The sequence below is a fragment of the Bradyrhizobium canariense genome (assembly GCF_019402665.1).
GTDB classification, from domain to species: Bacteria; Pseudomonadota; Alphaproteobacteria; order Rhizobiales; family Xanthobacteraceae; genus Bradyrhizobium; species Bradyrhizobium canariense.
Genome location: NZ_VSST01000060.1, coordinates 111,241 through 117,490, shown reverse-complemented (window position 1 = coordinate 117,490; position 6,250 = coordinate 111,241). Strand labels below are relative to the sequence as shown.

At 66.3% G+C, this 6,250-nt stretch carries 5 protein-coding genes; 1 reads left to right on the top strand and 4 read right to left on the bottom strand.

Translation table 11 applies throughout. The features are described 5' to 3' along the window. Positions 1-44: 44 nt before the first annotated feature. From FXB41_RS30080 to FXB41_RS30070, 3 genes are all read right to left on the bottom strand, one after another. Positions 45-1,271: a hypothetical protein gene (locus tag FXB41_RS30080; protein ID WP_007590861.1), complete on the bottom strand. Its 1,227-nt coding sequence runs from the start codon at positions 1,269-1,271 to the stop codon at positions 45-47. A gap of 85 nt (positions 1,272-1,356) precedes the next feature. Beyond that, positions 1,357-2,859 (bottom strand): class I adenylate-forming enzyme family protein, encoded by a 1,503-nt coding sequence (locus FXB41_RS30075; protein WP_219684368.1) that lies wholly within the window; start codon positions 2,857-2,859, stop codon positions 1,357-1,359. 4 nt (positions 2,860-2,863) lie between these two features. Continuing rightward, positions 2,864-4,732, bottom strand: a complete 1,869-nt coding sequence (locus tag FXB41_RS30070) for an extracellular solute-binding protein (protein ID WP_219684371.1) — start codon at positions 4,730-4,732, stop codon at positions 2,864-2,866. 259 nt (positions 4,733-4,991) lie between these two features. On the opposite strand from FXB41_RS30070, the gene FXB41_RS30065 reads away from it, so the two are divergent. Further along, positions 4,992-5,795, top strand: a complete 804-nt coding sequence (locus FXB41_RS30065; protein WP_219684367.1) for an invasion associated locus B family protein — start codon at positions 4,992-4,994, stop codon at positions 5,793-5,795. A gap of 77 nt (positions 5,796-5,872) precedes the next feature. On the opposite strand, the gene hspQ is transcribed toward FXB41_RS30065, so the two are convergent. Beyond that, on the bottom strand, positions 5,873-6,205 hold the full coding sequence (hspQ, locus tag FXB41_RS30060) for a heat shock protein HspQ (RefSeq protein WP_007590865.1): 333 nt from the start codon (positions 6,203-6,205) through the stop codon (positions 5,873-5,875). Between the last annotated feature and the right edge of the window lie 45 nt (positions 6,206-6,250).

The following is a 6,250-nucleotide window of genomic DNA, read 5'->3' as shown; positions in this document are numbered from 1 at the left end:
GCGCAAGTGCGCCTTTGCCCACCCTACGGCAGCTCGCGAGGTAATTACGACGCCGCCCGCGACGCGTCGGCCGACAGCCGCCCAAGTAGCGACCTTGCCGTATCCGACGGCGACAGCGAATCCACCGAGACCACGGGATCGCTGCGCATTTCGTGCTTGCCGTTCGACGTGTGCCGCATCACGGCAGAGAGGCGGCGGGCGATCATGTGGGCGGTGCGGAAGTCGGTTTCGGCGAACACGACGATGACCGACCCGTCCTTCTGCGCCACGCCAAAATCCATCTGTCGCATCAGGCGGCTGAGAATGCGCGCGGCATCGAGCTGGGCGCGGGAATTGCCGGGATCGAAGGCGAAGCGTGCGACCGAGAGGCCGCCGCCGCGGGCCAGCGTCTGCTCGACCGCCTTGGCAAAATCGCGGGCAAAGGCCTCCACCGTGAGCAGACCGCTGCGCGGGTCGAGCCAGCCGCCGGCATCCATCGAGCGCAGCGTGCGGCTCAGCTGGGCTTCCATCGCGTGCTGGCGGATCAGGGGCAGCGCGTTGGCGGCGACCTTCGCCGGCTCGCCCGGGATCAGCTCGAGATTGGGCAAGTCATAAGCCTGCGTCAATTGATGCGCGGTGACGACCACGGGCAGGCTGCGGAAGCGAGTGTCCTCGGCGAGCACCGTGAGGAAGGCATCGGTCACGCGGGCGGTAAAACCTTCGGCGAGCACGACGCCGTCGAGGTCGCGGGTGTTGAGATGCTTGGCCGCGGCCTCGATCGAGAGCGCGCCGACGACGCCAATACGCTCGCCTAGCGCAACGGAAAGCGCGGGGTAAGCCGCGCCGCGACCGATCAGAAGCACCGTAGCATCGCGAACGGGATCAGCGTCCGGCAGCGCGACTTTCACCTCGGGCAGCCGGCGCAGCACCGTGGCATGAAGCGTGCGAATCCGTAGCGCGGCGCGAAGCCGTGCGATCAGGCGTTCGGAATGGCCGGCGCGCGAGGAGGAGAAGGGCAGGGCGTTGTGCGGGAGCGCGCCCGCCGCATCCAACGCCACGAAGGGAAGGTAAGGCGATTGCTCGGCGATCTTCCTGGCGAGCAGCGCCAGATGCGGCTCGTGCCCGGCATCCATCGCGGCGAGAACAACGGCCGGCTGCACCTCTTCGACCGCGCGCGTCGCGCCGGCCCAGCCGGTGTCGATCACGGGGAAGAATCGCGCCTCGTCCAGCGCCGCGATGAAGGCCGGCCGCTCGCCATTGGACACAAACAGGATCGGGCCGGCCTGGGACATCGAGAGACTCTGATCACGCGACAGGTGCCGCGCAATCTAGTCCGGCCGCCTTAATGCAGCGTCAATGGAACGGTCGAAATGACCCTCAACCCGGTCCGGAACGGTCGCGAAAAGCTTCGACCATCAGGGGGTTAAGCCCGAGTTCACTGAGCGCCTCGCGGGCGCGGGCATTGTCCTGGGCTCGGCCCGCGAGCCGGTGACCGGAGAGTCGGTCGGGCAGCGCGGTCAGCAGGGCGCCCTGGCCGAGCCGGCGGGCCCATTCCTGGAGGTCGTTGGAGAGGAAGCGGTAGCCGCCGACGGCCATGATCCCTGAGGGCGGCGCGGTGATGCAGATCGCGCCGCTGGGGCGGTCGAGCCGCGCGGCATAGCCGGTATCGACATAGTCGCGTGGCGGCTGCGCGATCAGGGTGTCGCCGGCCGGCTGTGGCGGGGCGTAGGCCGCGATCGGCACCATCGGGCCGCGCAGGCCGAGCGTGCCCTTCGGCGTCAGCAGAATCTCGCCGGCGATCGATGAACCCGACTGCTCGCGTGGCGCGCCGTGCGGTCCCGGCATCACCGGTACCGGCATGCCGTCCTCGCCACGCCGGGCGCCGAACAATCCGGCCTCGCCGAACAGATAGACGTCCGTGAACGGCGCGTGCGGCGCGATCCATGCCTCGCTCGCCGCCACCTGCTCGGGCGCGCGCCACAGGCCGATGACGTTGCGCAAGGTCGGCATCCGCGCCGCCAGATCGGAATCGCCGAGCCGCTGGGCAAATTGCGCCGGTGCGATCAGCACGTCGCATTCGTGCGCGTTGATCTGCTGCTCCAGCACGTCGTTCTCGAACGGATGATGCAGCGCCAGCGTACCGCCGCACAGCAGCCACACCGCGAGCGAGGAGGCGAGCCCTGCGAACGACATCGGCGTGAACGCCGCCATCACGGTCGCGCCCTGCCTGACGTCGGCTTCCAGCGACATCGCGAGCCCACCGGCGATCAGGCTGAAATGCGGTCGCGGCACCGGACGAAAGCCTTCCGCGGTAACGTCGAAGGAGATCATCGCCGCCTTGCGGCCATCCTGAATCACGGCGCGCGAGGTGCCGGGCGGACGGGCCTGCACGTCGTCGAGCGAGGCCATGCCTTCGGGCAGGTTGGTGCCGAAGCCGCAGACATGGCGAATCGAGAAGGCTTCCGCGGCCGCATGCATGGCGAGATCGGCATAGCTGACGCCGTCGACCGTACTCATGGTGACGATGGCGCGCGCCGCGGTGCGGTTGAGAGCGGCGGTCAGTTCGGCATGGCGCCAGAGCAGCGGCAGCACGGCAACGACGAGGCCGGCGCGATGGGCGGCGAGAACGGTGAGCACGAACTCGACCGTATTCGGCAGCTGGATGGCGATGACGGAATTGGCCGGCAGGCCCGATTCGACGAAATAGGCGGACAGCGCCTCGATGGCCGTGTCAGCCTCGGCATAGCTCATCCGCCGCGGCTGGTGCCCGGTCACGCGGAACTTGTTCAGCGGGTCGAGCAGGGCAGTCGCGTGCGGCTGCCGCATCAGCGTGCGCTGAAACAACGTGTCGAGCGTCGGCGATACGGCTGGCTGGTTCACGGCGTCACTTTGCTTGATCAGCTTGCGGCTGCCCCTTCGACCACCAGGTCTCCGGCAAATAGCCGGACAGCGAGGTGGCCTCTGGCCGTTCTATCCGATTCCAGCGCGCGATCCATTGCTCGGATACGTTAAACAGGGGGATTGTATAGAAACCGGAGATCAAAGCGCGATCGAGCGCCCGTACCGCGGATACGAAATCCGTATGTTCACGGGCTTCCAGCAGTGCGGCGATCATCGCATCGACCGCGGGATCCCGGGCCCCCATGTAGTTGCGGGTGCCCGGATTGTCGGCGGCAGCGCTCCCCCAGTAGAAATATTGCTCGTTGCCGGGCGACAGCGACTGGTCCCAGCGGTTCTGGATCATGTCGAACTCGTAGGCGAGCCGGCGCTGGTCGAACTGCACGGGATCGACCGATCGCACGCTCGGCTCGATGCCGGCGCGCCTGAGGTCGCGCTGGAACGCAAGCGCGACGCGTTCCTGGTCGCGGGTCGTGACCAGGATCTCGAAGGTGAAGGGCGCCTTGGTCGCGCGGTTGTGCAGCACAGTGCCGTCGAGATCGTAGCCGGCTTCCGACAACAGCTTCAGGGCCGCGCGTAGCGTGGTCCGGTCGCGGCCCGAACCGTCGGTCACCGGCAGGCGGTAGCTGCCGTCCATGATGTCAGGCGGAATCTGCGCGGCGAACGGCTTGAGCAGCTCGCGCTCGCGCGTATCGGAGGGATGGCCATACGCTGACAGGTCCGAGCCGGCAAAATAGCCGGCGACGCGCGAGTAGAGGTTGAAGAAGTAGTTGCGGTTGACCAGCTCGAAATCGAACAGCAGCGTCAAGGCTTGGCGGACGCGGATGTCGGCGAAGATGGGACGCCGCGTGTTGAACACCAGAAATTCGGAAGGTTGCGGCACGCCCGGCTTGAAGGTGTCGCGGATCACGTCGCCATTCTTCGCCGCGGGAAAGTCGTAGCCGTCATGCCAGCGCAGCGGCTCGTGCTCGATGCGGAAATCATAGAGGCCGCGCTTGAAAGCTTCGAACTGGCCGTTGGCCTCGCGAAAATAGTCGAGCCTGATCTCGTCGAAATTGTAGAGCCCGCGATTGATGGGGAGGTCACGGCCCCAATAGTCGGGATTGCGGGTGAGCGTCACGCTGGCACCGGGCCTCACCGCGGTGACGCGATAGGGGCCGGAGCCGACCGGACCCGTCAGCGTCGTCTCCTCGAAAGCCGCGACGTCGACCGCGTGTTTCGGCAGGATCGGCATCAAGCCGAGGATCAGCGGCAGTTCGCGGTCATTGGCCCCCGCAAGGTCGAAGCGGACGGTGAGGGGATCCGGCGCCTCGGCGCTTGCGACCTTGCCGTAATATTGCCGGTGGTTGGGGCGGCCGTGGTCGCGCAGCAGCTGCCAGGAGAACAGCACGTCCTCGGCGCGGACCGGCTTGCCGTCGGAGAAGCGGGCGCGGGGATCGATGTGGAACGTGACAAAGCTCCGCTCGTCATCGGTCTCGACCGATCTGGCGAGCAGGCCGTAGAGCGTGAACGGCTCGTCATTGCCGCGCGCGAGCAGGCTCTCGATCACGTAGTTCCGCATCTGCTGCACGGCCAGTCCCTTGACGATGAAGGGATTGAGGCTGTCGAAGGTGCCAAGAACGCCCCAGGTCAGCCGGCCGCCTTTGGGGGCATCAGGATTGACGTAAGGCATGTGGGTGAAATCGGCAGGCATCGCCGGCTTGCCGTGCATCGCGATGGCGTGGGCCTCCTCTGCCCCCGCGCCGCTTGCCGGGAGCCCCAAGGCGAATGAGACCCCCAAGCCGAAAGCCAGGGTGCAGAGGCGGACGCAAAGACCTTCAGGGCGGCCCTCGAGAAGGCGCTGGAACATGAACATCTGCACACGTTGATTCGAGGACCGCGGGCCTGAATCCTATCACAGGGATTTTCCCGGGGGCGCACGCCGGCGCGCGGCCAAAGACGCTTGTCGGCATTGATCTTTTCGTCGGCCACGTTAAGAAGGCACGCAATCGCGCACGAGCGCCGAGCCGTCACTTATCCGCCTCATTTGACGGGGAGAGAGCCGCGCCCAAGGCGGCCAGGTTCGGTGCGTCGAAGCGGTTCGGGCACTTCCCGTTTAGAAAGGGTTTTCCGCAATGAATTTCCGTTACTTGGCCGCGTCCGTCCGGCCGCGCGGGCGACTTCTCGCCTTGTTGACGGCGACGGCGTTGGCCGTGCCGTTTGCCGCCGAGGCTCAGGCGCCAGCTCCGGGCGCGCCCGCGCCCAAGGCGGCTCCGAAGGCCGCTCCGAAGGCTGCCCCAAAAGCGCCGGCGCCGGCCGCTCAGGCACCCGCCCAACCGGCACCCGCCCAAGGCGCTCCGGCGCAGCAGGGCGCGGCCCAGCCGGCCGATCAGCAGATCCAGCTGATCTATGCCCCCTGGACCAAGTTCTGCCTCAAGGGCCAGGACGCCAACGCCAAGCAGGTCTGCTTCACCGGCAAGGATGGCCGTATCGAGTCGGGCCAGCCGGTCATCGCGGCCGTCATCATCGAGCCCGAAGGCGAGCCGAAGAAGATCCTGCGCGTGACGCTGCCGCTCGGCATGCAGCTGGTGCACGGCACCCGCATCATCGTGGACAACAATCCGCCGTTGCAGAGCCCGTATGTGATCTGCTTCCAGAACGGCTGCATGTCCGACTACGAAGCCACGCCCGAGTTCATCAACAACATGAAGAAGGGCCAGAACCTCGTTGTTCAGGCGATCAATGCCAACGGCGCGCCGCTGACGCTGCCGCTGCCGCTCGCCGGCGAATTCCAGAAGGCCTATGACGGTCCGCCGACCGATCCGAAGGTGTTCGAGGAAACCCAGAGGAAGCTGCAGGAAGAGCTCCAGAAGAAGGCTGAAGAGCTGCAGAAGAAGCAGCAGCAAGCGCCTGGCGCCGCTCCGGCCGGACAGAAGTAATCAGCGATCAATCCCGCACATGAAAAAGGCGCTCGGTTCGAGCGCCTTTTTTGCTGGCCAGTTGGTGGCGGCGAAACTCAGTTCAGCGATGGATTCCGCGGGCGGTAACCGCCGGTCTTGTCCTTGACGAAGATCTCGGCGACCTGGGAATGCCGGACCGGCTCGCCGGAATCGTCCGGCACGAGATTCTGTTCGGAGACATAGGCGACGTATTCCGACTCCGAGTTCTCCGCGAGCAGGTGATAGAACGGCTGGTCCTTGTGGGGCCGCACCTCCTCGGGGATCGACAGCCACCACTCCTCGGTGTTGTTGAATTCCGGATCGATGTCGAAGATCACGCCCCGGAACGAGAAGATCCGGTGGCGCACGACCTGTCCGATCTGGAATTTGGCGGTCCGCGCTTTAATCATTCCCCGTCGATAGACCAGGATTGTGGCCGATGCTAGTGCCCTGAT

Bases quoted from the DNA above. Each gene is read 5' to 3' on its own strand.
- FXB41_RS30080 (WP_007590861.1), bottom strand. From the start codon at position 1,271: ATGTCCCAGGCCGGCCCGATCCTGTTTGTGTCCAATGGCGAGCGGCCG.
- hspQ (WP_007590865.1), bottom strand. From the start codon at position 6,205: ATGATTAAAGCGCGGACCGCCAAATTCCAGATCGGACAGGTCGTGCGC.
- FXB41_RS30070 (WP_219684371.1), bottom strand. From the start codon at position 4,732: ATGTTCATGTTCCAGCGCCTTCTCGAGGGCCGCCCTGAAGGTCTTTGC.
- FXB41_RS30065 (WP_219684367.1), top strand. From the start codon at position 4,992: ATGAATTTCCGTTACTTGGCCGCGTCCGTCCGGCCGCGCGGGCGACTT.